We start from the raw sequence: 15,548 nt of genomic DNA on the forward strand, positions 1-15,548 counted from the left end.
CATATTAGAATGGAAGCAACAGAAAAATTAAGAGAAAAACCAATTAAAAGTTTATTTATTTCATATTTAATACCAGCAGTTCTCGGTATGGTATTAATGTCAGTAAATGTCATGATTGATGCGATCATGATTAGTAGAGGCGTTGGAGCAAACGGTTTAGCTGGAGTAAATGTAGCTGTTCCAGCGTTTTCAATTTTCTTCTCTATTTCATTATGGATTGGAATGGGCGGGGCAACGCTATATTCCATTGCATTAGGTGAAAATAAACGAGAAAGAGCAAGGTCTATTTTTACGCAATCCATGACGGTAGCAGTTATTATTGTAAGTATTTTAGCGGCAATTTGCTTATGGAGAATAGAAGATTTAGCATACTTATTCGGTGCAAATGAAGTGATTTTACCATATGCGTTAGACTATTTACACGTGATATTGACATTTGGAATGATTTACGTGTTAGAAAATATTTTAAGTACATTTATACGTAACGATGGAAATCCTAATTTAGCAATGGCAGGTCTTGTCGTAACGGCTGTATTGAACATTATTTTTGACTATGTTTTTATTTTTATCTTTGGATGGGGCGTAACAGGAGCTGCGTCAGCAACTATTCTATCGGCAGCAATCGGTTTCCTTGTATTATTAACTCATTTCTTTAGGAAAAGTAGTGTATTAAAATGGGTGAAATTCCATTTTGAATGGGATACAGTGAAACAAATTATGGTAATTGGTTTTCCAAGTTTTACAGCAGAAAGTACAGTGGCAATCGTAACGATTGGTTTTAATATCACCTTCGTTCAATATGCAGGAGAACTAGGTGTAGCTTCTTTTGCGATGGTGAATAGCATTCATGCAATGACATTACTATTATTCTTCGGTGTAGGTGCTGCATTGCAACCAATTGCTAGCTTTCATTACGGTGCAAATTTATCAGAAAGATTGCGTGAAGGATTGCAGTTTGCTGTAAAAATTGCAGTTGTACTCGGGGGTGTTGCGATAATTGTCGGATTATTCTTCGGGAAATATATCATTGGTTTATTTGATGTCCAATCTCCAGAATTATTGGAGTTAACATTAACAGGTATTAGCTTGTTCTTTATCCAATACGTATTTTTAGGTTATAACATTGTGTATGGAGAGTACTTCCAATCCGTGCGACAAACGAAAAAATCGGTACTTATTATAATGAGCCGCGGGTTACTATTTATTATTCCGTTGTTATGGATTATGCCGAAATTATTTGGTATAAATGGAATTTGGCTTGTTATGCCAGTTGCAGAAGTAATGACAGCGATTATCGTATTTACGATGAATCGTATGAAACATCCTGTTCCATTAAACATGGCAGGAGAGAAAGAAGCAATATGATGAAGAAATCCCCTTAAGTAATTAAGGGGATTTCTTATTTTTTAAACTAATAGCGAATGATCCATCCGTTTCTTGAACAGATGCAAAAGCAACGTTTTTAATAGTTGTAATTCCTTTTTCTTTTAATTCTTTATATAACCACTTTTCGTCTTTATGAATTAACTTTAAGTTATCGTATTGAATTTGTGAATCAACGATAAGGGCGATTGGTAACCCAGCATATGTAACATCAATATTTAAATCTTTCGGAGTTAATGGTACAAGCTCTCTCTTTGGTAAAATACTAATCGCTCCATTCGCTTCTAAAATTGCATATTCAATTTCATGAACACTTGGATATCCCGCAACGCGAAGGTTAGAAAGTAATTCAGCGATCGGATATCTACTTTTTTGTAAATTCTCAAAAATAATATCACCATGTTTAATTAAAATAATGGGGTGTCCGAGAATGAAACGATTTAGTTTATTGAGTAAGCTTAATTTTGTAAGAAGCAAATGTAAACATGTAATAACAACCATACCGAGAAAGGCTTGCAAAGTACCAGAGACTGGTATGGCTTGAAAAGCTAAATAAGATAAAAAGATAATAGCCCCAAAATCATGAGGAGTTAGTTGTGCTAATGCGGATTTACCGAGTAGCTTAAGCGATAGTAAAAATAAAATAAAAAAGAATGATACGTTACATAAAAAGAGAAGCAATAGGGACACTCCTTCGTGCGAAGTTGTACTTACTATTCCCGAAAGTAATAGAAATATTACCTTTAGGAGGATAAATTAGGGTTAATTGGAATTTGTCTGTATACAAACAAATAAATGGATATTATCATGAAGAAAGTAAAGAAAATAGGAGTATATGAATATGAGAAAGAAGAAAATAATTAAGTACATTTTAGTTGTTATAATGATTTGCGCCGTGTATGCGGGGTTTTTACAATATAACATTTATAAGCATGGGCATATGAATGCGACCTACGATGCTGATTATATAATTGTACTCGGATCGAAAGTAAATGGAACGAAACCGTCTTATTCATTGCAATATCGTATCGATAAGGCAGCTGAATATTTAAAATCACATGAGAAAACAATCGCTATCGTATCTGGCGGACAAGGAAAAGGTGAAGATATTTCAGAAGCATTAGCGATGAAACAAGGATTAATGAAACAAAATATTGCAGAAGACCGTATTATAATGGAGGATAAATCAACGAGTACAGATGAGAATATTACATTTTCAAAAACATTAATTCCAGCCAATATGAAAAAGGGTATGATCGTAACGAACGATTTTCATATGTTCCGAGCGAAAAAGATTGCAGAAAAACAAGGATTGACATTAGAAGGTCTTCCAGCGAAAACACCAAAGCCAATTATTATCCAATCGAACGTTCGAGAGTATTTAGCAATTACTCAATATTGGTTTATGAATCGAATATAGTTAAAAAAGGAATCCCGCCTGACATTTCAGGCGGGATTCCTTTTAATGAGGAAAATCTTACAAAACTGTCATCTTAATGAAAGGTAAAGCGATAGTTTCTGAAGTAGATTCCTGACATAATGAAGATAACAAAAACTATTTAGAGGTGAATCGGATGAAAGGAAATAATATATTATCTTCACTATGTTACTTTAGTATATTTTTCGCACCATTTTTACTGCCAATTATCGTGTACTTCGTTGCGGAGGATGAAGTGAAATATCACGCGAAAAAAGCATTTTGGTCACATATTTTCCCATATGCAATCTTATTTGGTGGATTAGCAGTATCAGGCGTATACGGTTTAGGCTTCGATCAATCTGCTGGTGCGGGAATTGGAATGATGATCACATATGCAGTATTCATTCTTGTAGGAATTTACTACTTCATTTGGAATATCGTCAAAGGTATTAAAGTTTTGAAAGCGGCGTAATAAGAAAAGAATAATTTGCTTTGAGTTTGTCGTTATTTGTCGGTAAGTCGATATCCCGTTTCGAATCGTCGATATAATTTTATTTACCGCACTAATAAACGTTTTAAAAAAGAGCAATTCAAAAAGAATTGCTCTTTTTGTGCTTATAAGTTGTGAATATGAAAAAAGATATGTTAATTTTTCATTATGAAGAGAAAAAAAGGAGTGTTTTTCATGAATGAAATCATACATAAAATGGAGCAACACGTTTCAGTTCGTAAATATAAAGAAGAATCAATTCCGAAAGATGTAGTAGAAAGAATGGTGCAAGCTGCGCAGCATGCCGCTTCCTCGCATTTTGTACAGGCCTATTCTGTTTTATATGTGACAGACCAAGACTTAAAGGCTAAACTAGCAGAGTTATCTGGAAATCGTCACGTGAAAGACTGTGCAGCATTCTTTGTTTGTTGTGCAGATTTAAAACGTCTTGAAATGGCATGTGCTAAACATGGTACAGAGATAAAACATGAAGGAGTAGAAGACTTTATCGTTGCGACGGTAGATACTTCACTTTTTGCACAAAACTTAGCACTAGCAGCAGAATCGTTAGGATACGGCATTTGTTATATTGGTGGAATTCGTAATAACCCGAGGGAAGTGAGCGAATTGCTGCATTTGCCGGATAAAGTATATCCTGTATTCGGAATGACAGTTGGTGTACCAAATGAAGAACATGGAGTGAAACCACGTTTACCAGTAGCAGCAATCCTTCATGAAAATGGGTATGATGAAAAGAAATACGATGAATTATTAAACGAATACGATGAAACGATGAGCGCGTATTACAAAGAAAGATCATCAAACAAGAAAAACGTAACATGGACGGAATCAATGAGTTCGTTTATGGCTAAAGAGAAGAGAATGCATATGAAAGAGTTTTTAAGTGAGAAAGGGTTAAATAAGAAATAAGTAAAAGGACAAACCTGAGAGATAGGTTTGTCCTTTTTTAAGAGGATAAATGTTATTTTCCTCTTAATTCTTCCCACATATTCTGAAGGGCTTCCAATATAATGGCTACATCCCTTTTTGAATATTAGTAATACTTACTTACAAATTAAAATCTTTAATTTTATTTAATTATTATTTATAAGTATACTTAACGTAATAATATTTTGAATATTCTTAAAAATTATTGTTCAACCACTTCCATATGAATAAAGGGGGGAATCATTTAATGAGTTATAATTTAGACGGAAATCTGAAAAGAAGTGCAAGTAAATTCCCAGACAGTATCGCTTATATCTATAGAGATAAAAGTGTTACTTATAGAGAACTAAATCAGCAGGTAGATCAATTGGCTGCTGGTTTGTCTGCCCGAGGAATTGGGAAGGGAGATGGGGTGGCTCTTTTATTAGGAAATAGTCCTGAATTTCTCATTACGTATTACGGCATTTTACGATTAGGTGCATTTGTTGTTCCGATGAATCCTTTGTATACGAAAGAGGAGATGAACTACATTTTAGATGATAGCCAAGTTAAAGCGGTTATTGCTCATGTATCTGTAGAACCGAAATTATCAGAAGTAAAGGAACAATTGAAAAATCTAATGCTAGTTATTTATACAGATGCCGAGGATCAGGAATGTACATGGGAGCATCTGATGGAAACAAACAATAATGTTTGGCTAAGCCCTTTCATTGATCAGGAAGACCTTGCAGTCATTTTATACACATCAGGAACAACAGGGAAACCAAAGGGTGCGATGTTATCACATCGGAATTTGGCTTCGAATGCAGATGCCATTTCAGAATTAATTGAGCTTCATGGTAAAGATTGTGTAGTAGCTGTTCTACCAATGTTTCATGTTTTTTGTATGACTATTTGTCTGAATGCACCAATTGCTTGCGGGGCAACTGTCCTGATCCTACCTAAATTCAGCCCTCTTGATGTAATCAATACCATTCGAGAAAAAAAGGCAACAGTGTTTGCTGGAGTTCCTACGATGTATAATTTTATCTTGCAATTGCCTGAATCCAAGGAGGAAGATTTCTTATCCGTTCGCTTGTGTATCTCAGGAGGTGCCTCGATTCCGGTCGAGCTGCTACAAAAATTTGAAAAAAAATATAATGTTTTTATCTTGGAAGGGTATGGTCTTTCAGAAACTGCTCCTCTTGTCGCTATTAATCCTTTAAAGGGAACCCGCAAACCAGGCTCTATCGGCCTAAATATACCAGGCCTCAAGAGCAAAATTGTCAATGAGGACGGAAAAGAATTGCCTAGAGGAGAAGTCGGAGAATTAGTAGTTCAAGGGCCAAACGTAATGAATGGATACTTGAGGATGCCGGAAGCTACATCAGCGGTCTTAATAGATGGATGGTTTTACACTGATGATCTAGCGACAATGGATGAAGAAGGATACATCTACATCGTGGATCGCAAGAAGGACATGATTATTGTTGGTGGATACAATGTATATCCTCGTGAAGTGGAGGAAGTTCTGTATCAACATCCTGCTGTTATAGAGGCGGCCGTAATCGGAGTTTCAGATGGAGAATACGAAGAAAAAGTAAAAGCTTATGTCGTAGTCAATGATGAACGAATCACCGTGAATGACATTATCCGATTTTGTCAGGATAAGCTGGTTAAGTACAAGCTTCCTAGCCAAGTGGAATTTTCTAAAGGGTTACCTAAGAACTCAACAGGGAAAATTTTGCGCAGAGAGTTAAGACAATTGATTGAAGTTAAGTAAGAAACTAACCATATTATTGAAGGAGGAATATGTATGTCGCTCATTTTAAAGGAAAAGGTTCAAGGACCAGTAGCGTGGAAAGGTATTGATTTAGCTAAAGATGATTCATGGGTTTATTATTTATCTGAGAAAACAATAGCATCTCTTGAAAGCGCTTTATTTCTTGTTAAACAAAAGGGTTTAAAAGCACCTAATTTTAACAAGGAAGACTTCCTGATTCCGGATCTCTCTGACGAAATTGCATACTTTGTGGAAGAGTTAGAGAATGGGAGGGGGTTTCTATTAATTCGTGGATTGCCAATGGAAAGGTATACGGATGAAGAAGTGAGCACTATTTATTGGGGGCTCGGACTTCACATGGGCATTCCGGTATCGCAAAACGCAAACGGTGATCTCTTAGGGCACGTCATTGATCAAGGTCTGAGTTTAGAAAATTCAAATGTACGCGGTTACCAAACGAAATTGCATCTGCCTTTTCACGCGGATGGATCTGATGTCGTCGGATTATTAAGTCTTCGAAAAGGGAAATCCGGGGGTTTCAGTAGTATCATAAGTTCAATGGCTGTTTATAATGAAATTCTTGAGAAGTACCCAGAGTATCTGGGAATTCTCTGTCGTCCATTCAACTTTGATCGACGTGGGGAGGAGTCACCAGGTGAATCACCAGTATTTACATCACCGATTTTTAGTTACTATGATGGTAAATTGAGCTGCAGATATGTCCGTACATTTATTGAATCAGCACAAGCGAAAACGGGTATCCATTTGTCAAAAGTTGAAATTGAAGCTTTAGACATACTGGATTCCATCCTTCATGATGAAAATATGCATTATAATATGATGCTGGAAGAAGGTGATATGCAATTCGTTAATAATTATACAGTTCTTCACTCACGTACTCAATATGAAGACTATGAAGAACAGGAACGAAAACGCCATTTATTAAGATTATGGCTCACGATGCCAAATGGCCGAGAAATTGCAAATGATTTCGCGATGTTTATTGATGAGAAAACAGGTAAAGCCGGTCGCGGTGGTATTCCAGTCCGTGGAAAAACATCTGGTGGTATTGTAGAAAACTTAAAGTAATTGAGTTTAAATCCGAAAGACTGACCTTTATAAACCAATTTATTACAACACCAATTGATTCATGTAATGGGGAACGCCTTTTCAGATGGTAGGAAAAGGTTTTCCCTTGATGGTAAAAATAGGGGGGATTTATACGTTGAGCACTCCAAAGTATTCTTGGATTATATTATTATTTCTAGTTGCTTCAGGTATGATCAATCAAGTTGATAAAATTGTTATTGGTTTGGTTTCCGTTCCCCTTATGAAAGAATTACATTTAAGCCCTTCACAATGGGGATTGGTAGGAAGTTCTTTCTTTTGGTTCTTTACTTTTTCTTCTATCATTCTTGGTGGTATGGCCGATTCCAAAAATACGAAAAAAATGTTAACTTGGATGTCACTTACATGGTTGATTGTTCAATTTCTTACACCTTTTGTTTCCACTCTGTCTCTATTAGTCTTTACAAGAATGATCTTGGGAGCAGGCGAGGGTCCAGCACCTGCCCTATCAACGGCAATAATGGGGAAATGGTTTCCGAAACACAGACATGGTATAGGTTTTGGGGCCGTTCTGTTAGGAACAACAGGCGGAGCAGCTATTGCTTCACCATTATTAATCTCTTTAATCGATCAATATGGATGGAGATCTGCTTTTATAGCTATGGGGATTGTTGGATTTGTTGTGCTAGTTTTATGGGTCATTTTCGGCAAAGAAAGTCCACAAGAAATTGGATTGCCTTCATTTCATCAAGAGGAGCAGCATTCATCAACCCTTTCTAAGGTTTCTTGGCGTCAGTTTCTTCCGCATCTTTTATCTAAAAATTTTGTGTTTACTGTTTTATGTGGAGGTTGTGCTTATTGGTTATTGTCCGTTCAAGCAATATGGTTTCCAGCGTATTTTACTAAAGTTCAACATTTTAATGGTCAAACATTAAAGTTAGCCGTGTCATTACCTTTTCTTTTCGCCGCCATTAGCCAAATCGGATTTTCCTTGCTATCAGACCGGATTTATCGCAAAACTGGGGATATTCGTAAAGCGCGAATAAATCTTGCCGGTTCCATGATGGTGCTATCTGCTCTTTGTGTATATCTAGCAAATGTTGTGAATTCTTCTGCTGTATCCATCCTGTTCTTCACCCTTGCTCCAGGTTTTGCGTATGTCATTCTTTCACTCGCGCCCGCAATATTTATGGATTTTTTTTCTCCTAAGAACATCGGAAAAGCCCAAGGGACGTTCATTGCTCTTGCAAGCTCAACAAGTATTATTGCTCCACTCGTATTCGGGTATTTCATCCAATATGCAGCGACTGAGGCAATGGGATATCGTTATGGATTTCAAGTAACTGCTTTTGGGATGTTCATAATCGGATTATTGTTTTGGATCGTTGTACGTCCCGCAAAGCAAGACAGCATAAAAATAAAAGCAGAGGAGCAAGTGAGTATTTAAAAGATATACAGCAAGTAAGGGCACAGTAATAACTTCAAAGAAGAATCGCCGTAGTTAGTGAATATATCAAATTGAGGTAAGGGGACCATAACTATGTTGATGGATAATGTAGCCAATGAATCTATTACTTAGTTTTTTGAAAGGGGTGTTTGTGTGATTGGATGCCGGTATATATTCATGCAACTTACTTGTGACATAAAAACTGAATATTCAATCTATTTTCCGGTGTAAGTGTTATCGATGTTTCGGGAGATAGCGAGAGGTCAGGGGCAAGGAGCGATTAAGGAACTTCTCTTTTCTGCATTGTTAATGATAAAAAAATTCAGTCATCTTAAGTGGGAAAATAACCAAATTAATAAAGGAGGATTATTTATGTCGATCATTTTAAAGAGGGAAATTCAAGGGCGTTCAGTGTGGAAGGGTATTGAACTAGCTAAAGATGATTCATGGATTTATTATTTGTCCGAAAAAATGATTGCTGCACTTGAGAAGGCTGTATTACATGTTCAGCGTAAGGGATTAAAAGCACCTGAGTTTGGAAAAGAAGATTTTCAGATTCCGGATCTTGCTGACGAGATCACTTACTTTGTTGACGAGCTGGAAAATGGTAGAGGATTCCTATTGATTCGTGGATTGCCAATGGAACGTTATACTGATGAAGAAGCAAGTATCATTTACTGGGGGCTCGGACTTTACCTAGGTATTCCAATCATTCAAAGTAAAAAAGGTGACCTTTTAGGGCATATCAAAGACGTAGGTCTCGACTTTAAAAATACTAGTGTACGTGGTTACCAAACGAATGTACACCTTCCTTATCACACAGACCTCGCTGATGTAGTTGGCTTACTATGCCTTCGCAAAGCAAAATCTGGTGGTCTAAGTAGTATCGCAAGTTCTATGGCTATTTATAATGAAATTCTTGAGAAGTATCCAGAATATCTTGGAATTCTTTATCGCCCATTCTTCCATGATCTTCGCGGGGAAGAAGTACAAGGTTCATCTCCAGTAGTTTCATCACCAATCTTTAGTTATTACAATGGTAAATTAAGCTGCAGATGGATACGAAATTATATCGAATCTGCACAAACGAAAACAGATGTTTCTTTGACGAAATTAGAAATCGAAGCATTTGATTTACTAGATTCCCTTACTCATGATAAGAACATGCATATTGATATGATGATGGAACCAGGTGATATGCAATTTGTTAATAATTATACAGTTATGCATTCACGCACAGTATTTGAAGATTATGAAGAAGATGACCGCAAACGTCATTTATTAAGATTGTGGCTTATGATGCCAAATGGTAGAAAAATTGCCCCAGATTTCGAGTTTTATATCGGAGGAGTACCTGTAAATAGATAAAGTGAAGCTTCTTATCAGTAGGGGCTTCATCCCCTGCTGATGGAAAGCTCATTACTGCCAGTTAATGCGGAATAAACAGCTAGTGAGAAGTAAAATCGTCATTTTTTCTTATATTAAGTTGTATGGTGATTTTATTCATCGAAATAAGGTGAATAAAATCACCATTGTATGTTTTTCAATGATGAAGTGAATGTGAAGGTTTCAGGACAGGAAGAAAGATTTAGGAAATATTCGGGTTAGTTTGAAAATAAATTGAAGTGAGGATGATGTTTCTTGGTAAATTTAGATCCGCAAGCAGAAAAGTTTTTACAAGCATGTAATCAGATGCCACCTATTCATACGATGGATCCTAAAGCAGTAAGAGATATGCTTTCCAACGCACCACGCCCTGCTGTAAAATTAGATCTGGTTTCAAAGGTAGAAAATTTAATGATACCGGTAAGTCAAGAGGAAGAAATCAAATGTAGGGTATACATACCGGAGGGGCAAGGTCCCTTCCCAATATTTATTTATTACCATGGTGGAGGATGGGTTCTAGGAGACATTGACGTGGTGGATGCAAGTTGCCGAATGATCGCAAATAGAACGGCTAGTATTGTCGTATCTGTTAACTATCGTCTCGCTCCAGAGTATAAGTTCCCTACTCCAGTTGAAGACGCATATGCGGCATTGGAATGGTTTTATGAAAATGGTTCCTCTTTTAACGGAGATGTTACTAGATTGGCAGTAGGGGGGGATAGCGTGGGTGGAAATCTAGCAACAGTAGTTACTATGATGGCGAGAGACAGAAAAGGCCCTAACATCACTGCACAAGTTTTAATTTATCCTGTGACCAATCTTGAGTTTAATACGGAATCCCACCAAACATTTGCAAAAGGATTTGGGCTAGATCGTGAACAGCTGGTTTGGTTCCGTGATCATTATTTAAGGAATGATGAGGACAAGAATAATGAATACGCTTCTCCTTTGGTTGCTGAAGATTTAAGTGGTCTCCCGCCCGCAATTGTAATCACCGCAGAAAACGATGTACTTCGGGATGAAGGAATGGCTTATGCGGAACGTCTGAAAAAATTTGGTGTGCAAGTTGAATATTCATGTGAACCTGGTATGATCCACGGCTTTTTTGCAAACATGGCTATTTTTTCTAAGAACATTGAATCAACGATTTCTAAGATTGATAAGTTCCTGAATACTGCTAAATATACAATAGGGATAGATTGAAATCGAAAAAGTTATAAAAAACGAGCCCCAGATTTTAGCGAGGCTCGTTTTTAAATACACTATTATTGGTAATCTAAGATACAATTACAATATCTAACCTAGCTTTTTAGTAAAAAACGGTATCTCCAATTCCACCGGTTACCGAAATGACATCACCAGTAATAGATGCTGCCAAAGGTGAAGCCAAGAAGGTAATGACATTAGCAATTTCTTCTACTGTAATCAGGCGGCCGATTGCATTGAGTGAGGCCATCTGACGCACAGCTTCTTCGTTAGTGACTCGATTTCTAAACATTTCAGTATCGACAATCCCTGGATAAACAGCATTGACGTTAATTCCATGCTTTCCTAACTCCAATGATGCAGATTTTGTTAAATGGACAACAGATGCATTACGTGGACCAGAACTAAAATAATTACCGCCAATTCTAGCAGCCAGACCACTTATACTTATAATGCGTCCCCAATTATTTTCAATCATATAGGGAGCTACAGCTCGGATACAACGAAAATAGCCCATATACTTTTCTTCAAAATCTTTCAAAATAAGTTCATCTTTAATACTATTAAAATCTTCTGGCTCAAAGCCCCCAACACGTGCGCCACTGTTGACTAAAATATCGATGCCTCCCATTGCCGCTGCTGATTTTTCAACTAAATTTAGAATGGAGTCAGGATCAGTGGTATCTGCCACAATCGGATAGATATTTCTTTTTGTTTCTTGGGCTAATTCCTCTGCCGTAATTTTTAGTGAGGACTCGTTTCTTGAACAAATCGTACAATCTACACCTTCCAGAGCCAATTGACGGGCAGTAGCTTTACCAATTCCGCGGCTTCCTCCAACAATAAGTGCTTTTTTTCCGGATAACTTTAAGTCCATATTTTAACCCCCTGTTTTGATTTAACCGTAAAAGATCAAACTTTGGAATAATCCCCTGAATATTGAATCATTTCTATTATTAATTTTACACATAAATTATAATTAAATAAAATTAAAGATTTTAATTTGTAAGTAAGTATTACTAATATAAAAAGTTATTTTGTAATTAATGAAAATAGGACCGATACCTTACTCTGTAAAATGTATCGGTCTTGTGCGATTGAATAGGCTCTTCAAGGGGAGGAGCATACCCCTATTCTCGTTTATCCCGCTATTTGTGTCTATCTCAAGGATGAGAGAAGCGAAGAAGATAGGTGGAGAGTTGTGTTTTGTGATTTCAACAATATATTGTAATTGTTTACTGCATATAACTGTATTCCTTTTGAATATTAGCGATATTTACTTACATATTAAAACTTTTAATTTTATTTATCTGAAAATTATGAATATAATCTAAATAACAATCCATGCGGTTGTATCGGTTGTTATTTAAAGCACTCTTGCATAGGCGGAGAAGGAGGACAGCACTTAAGAAGCTATAATTTATTTGACAAAGAATTTGAGAAGGGAGATGGAGTTGAAGTTGATCTTTTATTAGGAAACAATCTACAAAAATATGATAACGCTTTCACGTTTAGGGAGGCTTGCAGTAATTTTATACACATTATGAAGAACAAGAACGTAAACGTCATTTATTAAGATCATGGCTCACGATGCCAAACGGCCGAGAAGTTGCACGTGATTTAGCGATGTTTATAGATGAGAAGGCAGGTAAAGAAGGTCGCGGTGGTATTGTAGAAAACTTAAGGTAAGGGGAGATTGTTATATTGAACACCCCAAAATATTCTTGGATTATATTATTATTCCTAATTGCTTCAGGTATGATCAACCAAGTTGATAAAATTATCATTGGTTTGGTTTCCATCCCAGTAATGAAAGAGTTACATTTAAGTCCTTCGCAATGGGGGTTGGTGGGAAGTTCTTTCTTTTGGTTCTTCACTTTTTCCTCTATCATTCTTGGGGGCATGGCCGATTCCAAAAACACGAAAAAAATGTTAACTTGGATGTCGCTGGTATGGTTGATTGTTCAATTTATTACACCTTTTGTTTCTAGTCTATCTCTGCTAGTCTTTACAAGAATGATCTTAGGAGCAGGCGAAGGTGCAGCCCCTGCTCTATCAACGGCTATAGTTGGAAAATGGTTCCCAAAACATAGACATGGTATAGGCTTTGGTGCTGTTCTTTGTGGAGCCACAATTGGGCCTGCAATTGCTACACCATTATTAATCTCCTTGATCAATCAATATGGATGGAGATCTGCTTTTCTAGTCATGGGGATTGTTGGACTGATTGTATTAGTTTTATGGATCATTTTCGGTAAAGACAGTCCACAAGAAATCGGGTTGCCTTCATTTCATCAAGAGGAGCAGCATTCATCAACCCTCTCCAAGGTTTCTTGGCGTCAGTTTCTTCCGCATCTTTTATCTAAAAATTTTGTTTTTATTATTTTGTGTGGAGGTTGTGCCTATTGGCTATTGTCCGTTCAAGCTATATGGTTTCCGGCATACTTTACCAAAGTTCAACATTTTGATAATCAAACATTAAAAGTAGCTGTGTCGTTACCTTTTCTTTTCGCTGCCATTAGTCAAATTGGCTTTTCTATCCTATCAGACCGGATTTATCGCAAAACTGGGGATATTCGTAAAGCACGAATAAATGTTGCCGGTTCCACCATGGTGCTATCTGCTCTTTGTGTATATATAGCAAATGCCGTGAATTCAAGTGCTATATCCATTTTGTTTTTCACCCTTGCTCCAGGTTTTGCGTATGTCATTCTTTCACTTGCACCTGCAATATTGATGGATTTTTTTTCTCCAAAAAACATTGGAAAAGCACAAGGGGTTTACGTTGCTCTTGCAAGCTCAACAAGTATTATTGCTCCGCTCGTATTCGGGTATTTCATCCAGTATGCAGCGACTGAGGAAATAGGATATCGTTATGGATTTCAAGTAACTGCTTTGTGTATGTTCGTTATTGGATTACTGTTTTTGATTGTTGTACGTCCCGCGAATCAAAGTCATACAACAATAAAAGCAGAGGAGCAAGTAAGTATTTAAAAATTAATGATGGATCGGGGAAAGAAAGGAGTAAATATGAAAAGGAGGTTGCTAAATGGATCGTTGTGTACATTGTCATGAAGTATTAGTCATTATGGAACGGAATCGCAGCGAGTGTTGGAATTGTCAAGAGAAGATGTCCGAGACTTACTCGGATGATTATATTGAAGTAGAAGATGAAGTAAAAGAGGTTGTAAGACAGAATTTGGAGCTTCGCAGGTAGCAAAAAAAGCAAGTTATCTTCTGATCGAACCAACCTAAAAGAAATATTTAAGTACTTATGAATCACCAAATCAATTGGAATGATATCACCTTTTATGACAGGGTGATAATTTTTTATTACGAAATCAGGAGAACATGTAATGGCAAACTTCCAAAGGTGAATTAGAAAAAAATTCCATATTTATGGTCGTTGTTCAATATTGATACTGTACTCCTTTTTGAATATTAATAATATTTATTTGCACATTAAAATCTTTAATTTTATTTAATTATAACTTATGAGTATAATCCATAATATAGTAAGTTTTAAAAATTTCGAATATTAAAAATTTTAAAGGGGGTCTAGAATGTCATCTACACAATTGTTTGATTTAACAGGACAGACAGCAATGGTTACCGGAGGTGGTAGCGGGTTAGGGCGTGTAATGGCACTGGCGTTAGCTGAGGCCGGTGCAAATGTGATAGTTTGCTCACGTCGTATAGAAGTTTGCGAAGAAGTTGTGAAAGAAATCGAGGCGTTAGGAGGACAAGCACTTGCCTTATCATTGGATATAACAGTTCCTGAATCTATCGCTCAAGGTGTGGAGATAGCGGTTTCTCATTTTGGGAAAATCGAAATTTTAGTCAACAGTAGCGGCACGGTTTTTGAAACGCCTGCTACGGACATGCCTTTAACAGAATGGCAAGCTATGCTCGATACAAATGTGACAGGAACATTTTTAATGTGTCAGGCTGTAGGAAGACATATGATAGACAACGAATACGGAAAAATCATTAATATTTCTTCTTCAATCGGCTTTAAAGGTACTGACCCAGAAGCAGTAGATTCTGTAGGATATACAACAAGTAAGGGTGCAGTTATGACTTTAACGAAGGATCTTGCAGTTAAGTGGGGCCGCCATGGTGTACATGTGAATTCTATTGCTCCTGGAGTTTTCACTACTGGAATGAATAACCCAGAAATACCTGGAACACTTGTGCATAAGGCCGGTCCTATTATTGCCTCCCAAGTTCCAGTAAGGAGATTAGGTAGAGACAAAGATTTAGTAGGAGCAGTCCTTTATTTTGCTTCAGCAGCTTCTGATTATTGTACAGGACAAATATTGACTCTTGATGGGGGACTTGGTGCTAAGTAGGTCCCAAAAAAAATAATTAAACTTAATTCGTGAATATATCAAATTGAGGGTGTGAATTAGTAGAAGTTAATTATAAGTTAAAAATA

The 15,548-nt window shown here is 36.7% G+C and carries 14 protein-coding genes; 12 read left to right on the forward strand and 2 right to left on the reverse strand.

Features of this window, described 5'->3' with window-relative positions:
- The first annotated feature begins 9 nt into the window (after positions 1-9).
- Positions 10-1,365, forward strand: a complete 1,356-nt coding sequence (locus tag ACQKNI_RS06760; protein ID WP_088231510.1) for an MATE family efflux transporter — start codon at positions 10-12, stop codon at positions 1,363-1,365.
- 21 nt (positions 1,366-1,386) lie between these two features.
- Here the strand turns inward: ACQKNI_RS06760 and ACQKNI_RS06765 are convergent, their stop codons facing one another.
- The gene (locus ACQKNI_RS06765; protein WP_088231090.1) at positions 1,387-2,064 is read right to left on the reverse strand and encodes a DUF421 domain-containing protein; all 678 of its coding nucleotides are present in this window, start codon (positions 2,062-2,064) and stop codon (positions 1,387-1,389) included.
- A gap of 160 nt (positions 2,065-2,224) precedes the next feature.
- Here ACQKNI_RS06765 and ACQKNI_RS06770 point away from each other — a divergent pair, with 160 nt between their 5' ends.
- The 8 genes from ACQKNI_RS06770 to ACQKNI_RS06805 all read left to right on the forward strand — a co-directional run bounded on the left by ACQKNI_RS06770 (position 2,225) and on the right by ACQKNI_RS06805 (position 11,107).
- The gene (locus tag ACQKNI_RS06770; protein ID WP_088231091.1) at positions 2,225-2,803 is read left to right on the forward strand and encodes a YdcF family protein; all 579 of its coding nucleotides are present in this window, start codon (positions 2,225-2,227) and stop codon (positions 2,801-2,803) included.
- A gap of 154 nt (positions 2,804-2,957) precedes the next feature.
- A complete protein-coding gene (locus ACQKNI_RS06775) occupies positions 2,958-3,275 on the forward strand; it encodes a DUF4870 domain-containing protein (RefSeq protein ID WP_088231092.1) in 318 nt (105 codons plus the stop codon).
- 213 nt (positions 3,276-3,488) lie between these two features.
- Positions 3,489-4,223, forward strand: coding sequence for an oxygen-insensitive NADPH nitroreductase (nfsA, locus tag ACQKNI_RS06780; protein WP_088231289.1), 735 nt, complete (start codon positions 3,489-3,491; stop codon positions 4,221-4,223).
- A 265-nt stretch (positions 4,224-4,488) separates the two neighbouring features.
- Complete coding sequence (locus tag ACQKNI_RS06785; RefSeq protein WP_098252647.1) at positions 4,489-6,003, forward strand: long-chain-fatty-acid--CoA ligase; 1,515 nt, start codon at positions 4,489-4,491, stop codon at positions 6,001-6,003.
- 33 nt (positions 6,004-6,036) lie between these two features.
- On the forward strand, positions 6,037-7,092 hold the full coding sequence (locus ACQKNI_RS06790; protein ID WP_088231094.1) for a TauD/TfdA family dioxygenase: 1,056 nt from the start codon (positions 6,037-6,039) through the stop codon (positions 7,090-7,092).
- 136 nt (positions 7,093-7,228) lie between these two features.
- A complete protein-coding gene (locus ACQKNI_RS06795) occupies positions 7,229-8,518 on the forward strand; it encodes an MFS transporter (protein ID WP_240522834.1) in 1,290 nt (429 codons plus the stop codon).
- A 372-nt stretch (positions 8,519-8,890) separates the two neighbouring features.
- A complete protein-coding gene (locus ACQKNI_RS06800) occupies positions 8,891-9,886 on the forward strand; it encodes a TauD/TfdA family dioxygenase (RefSeq protein WP_088231096.1) in 996 nt (331 codons plus the stop codon).
- A 273-nt stretch (positions 9,887-10,159) separates the two neighbouring features.
- Positions 10,160-11,107, forward strand: a complete 948-nt coding sequence (locus ACQKNI_RS06805) for an alpha/beta hydrolase (protein ID WP_098357154.1) — start codon at positions 10,160-10,162, stop codon at positions 11,105-11,107.
- Positions 11,108-11,213: 106 nt separating this feature from the next.
- On the opposite strand, the gene ACQKNI_RS06810 is transcribed toward ACQKNI_RS06805, so the two are convergent.
- Positions 11,214-11,987, reverse strand: a complete 774-nt coding sequence (locus ACQKNI_RS06810) for an SDR family NAD(P)-dependent oxidoreductase (protein WP_088231098.1) — start codon at positions 11,985-11,987, stop codon at positions 11,214-11,216.
- 827 nt (positions 11,988-12,814) lie between these two features.
- Between ACQKNI_RS06810 and ACQKNI_RS06815 the strand changes: the two genes are divergently transcribed.
- The 3 genes from ACQKNI_RS06815 (at position 12,815) to ACQKNI_RS06825 (ending at position 15,462) form a co-directional block, all read left to right on the forward strand.
- Entirely contained in the window at positions 12,815-14,104 is a 1,290-nt protein-coding gene (locus ACQKNI_RS06815; protein WP_088231099.1) for an MFS transporter, read from the forward strand.
- A gap of 55 nt (positions 14,105-14,159) precedes the next feature.
- A complete protein-coding gene (locus ACQKNI_RS06820) occupies positions 14,160-14,327 on the forward strand; it encodes a hypothetical protein (RefSeq protein ID WP_427282280.1) in 168 nt (55 codons plus the stop codon).
- 346 nt (positions 14,328-14,673) lie between these two features.
- Positions 14,674-15,462, forward strand: coding sequence for an SDR family NAD(P)-dependent oxidoreductase (locus ACQKNI_RS06825; RefSeq protein ID WP_088231100.1), 789 nt, complete (start codon positions 14,674-14,676; stop codon positions 15,460-15,462).
- Positions 15,463-15,548: the final 86 nt, after the last annotated feature.

This window comes from Bacillus sp. NPDC094064 (assembly GCF_050279585.1).
Classification (GTDB): Bacteria; Bacillota; Bacilli; order Bacillales; family Bacillaceae_G; genus Bacillus_A.

Bases quoted from the DNA above. Each gene is read 5' to 3' on its own strand.
- ACQKNI_RS06760 (WP_088231510.1), top strand. From the start codon at position 10: ATGGAAGCAACAGAAAAATTAAGAGAAAAACCAATTAAAAGTTTATTT.
- ACQKNI_RS06770 (WP_088231091.1), top strand. From the start codon at position 2,225: ATGAGAAAGAAGAAAATAATTAAGTACATTTTAGTTGTTATAATGATT.
- ACQKNI_RS06775 (WP_088231092.1), top strand. From the start codon at position 2,958: ATGAAAGGAAATAATATATTATCTTCACTATGTTACTTTAGTATATTT.
- nfsA (WP_088231289.1), top strand. From the start codon at position 3,489: ATGAATGAAATCATACATAAAATGGAGCAACACGTTTCAGTTCGTAAA.
- ACQKNI_RS06785 (WP_098252647.1), top strand. From the start codon at position 4,489: ATGAGTTATAATTTAGACGGAAATCTGAAAAGAAGTGCAAGTAAATTC.
- ACQKNI_RS06790 (WP_088231094.1), top strand. From the start codon at position 6,037: ATGTCGCTCATTTTAAAGGAAAAGGTTCAAGGACCAGTAGCGTGGAAA.
- ACQKNI_RS06800 (WP_088231096.1), top strand. From the start codon at position 8,891: ATGTCGATCATTTTAAAGAGGGAAATTCAAGGGCGTTCAGTGTGGAAG.
- ACQKNI_RS06810 (WP_088231098.1), bottom strand. From the start codon at position 11,987: ATGGACTTAAAGTTATCCGGAAAAAAAGCACTTATTGTTGGAGGAAGC.
- ACQKNI_RS06820 (WP_427282280.1), top strand. From the start codon at position 14,160: ATGGATCGTTGTGTACATTGTCATGAAGTATTAGTCATTATGGAACGG.
- ACQKNI_RS06825 (WP_088231100.1), top strand. From the start codon at position 14,674: ATGTCATCTACACAATTGTTTGATTTAACAGGACAGACAGCAATGGTT.